Genomic DNA, 1,593 nt, shown 5'->3' with positions numbered 1-1,593 from the left:
CTAATTCCTTCATCAATGGAACCATTCTGTTCAATATTTCAGCAACTCCTCCTCCTGCCTTTGTTGAGTTCACGTGTAAAATAGACAAATCCTTTATTTTTTCAGCAATTCTGAATATTGCATCCAGCTCGTGTTCCCCTATAAATTTCTCATATTTTTCTATCATTTTAACAACCCCCTCTCTAACGTTTTGATTATATCTTTCCTAAGAATTTCTTCATTAACGTACGTTTGAGGATCTAATTTGCTCAAAGCCTCAGCTACATCTGTCAAACCAAAATTCATTTCTATCCATTCAGAGAAATCATTTCTCTTAGAATATCCTAAGACCCTTTTTGCCACAAAATGCCATACTAGGGATCTAGATGGAATTTGCTGTATTAAATCAAGAAATTCTGCTAAAGTATTTGCGCTATAATTTGTTTTATATACTATTGGTCTGCAAGAAATGAAAACAAAGGGATATAACGCTATTTTATCATCTGCTCTAGGCTCCAGAATTTCAATTAGATCTTTTCTAATATCTTCAACGGTTCTAGGCTCTGCTCCGGGGATGTCAGAGACTAACTCAGCCAATTCCTTATAGCCAAGGTTTTCGGCTATCCAGTGAGCGAAATCATTTGAGTATTCTTCAGGGATTAAGTGAGAGGAGAAAATGGGATGAAAAACGTGATAAAATAATGAGTACTTATCGGCGTTTCTTATACCTATTACCAGCTCTCTCAAGTTTTTAGCCTTTAGCTTAGAGTATATAGGTGGATAGTAAGCTCCATAGAATTCAAAAGGCATACCTTTTCCTTTAGAATCTAAATCCATCATATACATTTATATGTACATAAACTTTTATTAACCTAACTTCATATCGTATCGTCGAATAATTTTTACCTAATTTGAATAAATTCTTTTTTCTCAGATAAGTAAGAACTTATCTAACTTATGACTACCTCTTCTGCTATATAATTACGTCTTAATAAATAGACTGCTCTTTTCTTCAGCTCTACCTTTATTTCTGAGTCCTTTAAGTTAGTTGAAAGGTACCATAATACTAAATGTTTTTCATCACCTTGTAATGCTAACCTTCTATAATGATGAACTACGTTCTTGCTAACATAATTACAAATTTCACACTTGCTCAAGTGAGATTTTCTAAAATGCTTCTTAAGAGAGGTAATTGAATAAGCATTAGTATTACACGAAGGACAAATATATTGCATAAGATGCCAAAAGGAGTTTATATTTAAAAGTGCTATTAATGTTACAATAGCTTGTCAATTTCAAAAAAATGGAACAGCTTAATTTAGAGTTTTTATTTTGCTGAAAACTTAACTAATGACTTGAGCTGTAATAGACGGGCTTATTATCACTTGACCGTTAGCGTATGCGATATGTGGGAAACTAATCAAAAGTGATTCAGTAGAACCTCCTTTCAAATCCATACCATTTATAATATGTATTTTAAGAACTTCACTAGGCAGTTTAGCTGAAACGTTAACATTTCCTATAGTAACTTGTGCAGCTGATATTTGCAAAAATATTTCATTATATTCACCTGCTGGTATTCTAGCTGAAGTTAAGAACGTCATATTTGAACTG

Annotated in this window: 2 protein-coding genes and 2 pseudogenes; all 4 read right to left on the bottom strand. The window is 32.8% G+C overall.

Going from position 1 to position 1,593, the window contains the following annotated elements; genetic code table 11:
- Nucleotides 1-166 (bottom strand): annotated as a pseudogene (locus tag DMP16_RS09765) (glycosyl transferase family 1); the annotation flags it as partial.
- On the bottom strand, nucleotides 163-819 hold the full coding sequence (locus DMP16_RS09760) for a DUF5752 family protein (protein ID WP_069283684.1): 657 nt from the start codon (nucleotides 817-819) through the stop codon (nucleotides 163-165). The pseudogene DMP16_RS09765 and the gene DMP16_RS09760, both read right to left, overlap by 4 nt.
- A gap of 110 nt (nucleotides 820-929) precedes the next feature.
- Nucleotides 930-1,214 carry a hypothetical protein gene (locus DMP16_RS09755; RefSeq protein ID WP_069283682.1) on the bottom strand — a complete coding sequence of 95 codons (285 nt, stop codon included), beginning with the start codon at nucleotides 1,212-1,214 and terminating at the stop codon, nucleotides 930-932.
- A gap of 108 nt (nucleotides 1,215-1,322) precedes the next feature.
- Nucleotides 1,323-1,593 (bottom strand): annotated as a pseudogene (locus DMP16_RS09750) (DUF4382 domain-containing protein); the annotation flags it as partial.

Origin of the sequence: Sulfolobus sp. B1, assembly GCF_007050195.1 — an archaeon.
Taxonomy (GTDB): domain Archaea; phylum Thermoproteota; class Thermoprotei_A; order Sulfolobales; family Sulfolobaceae; genus Saccharolobus.
The sequence above is the reverse complement of the archived record's forward strand: the minus strand, read 5'-3'. Positions and strand labels throughout refer to the sequence as shown.

Bases quoted from the DNA above. Each gene is read 5' to 3' on its own strand.
- DMP16_RS09760 (WP_069283684.1), bottom strand. From the start codon at position 819: ATGATGGATTTAGATTCTAAAGGAAAAGGTATGCCTTTTGAATTCTAT.
- DMP16_RS09755 (WP_069283682.1), bottom strand. From the start codon at position 1,214: ATGCAATATATTTGTCCTTCGTGTAATACTAATGCTTATTCAATTACC.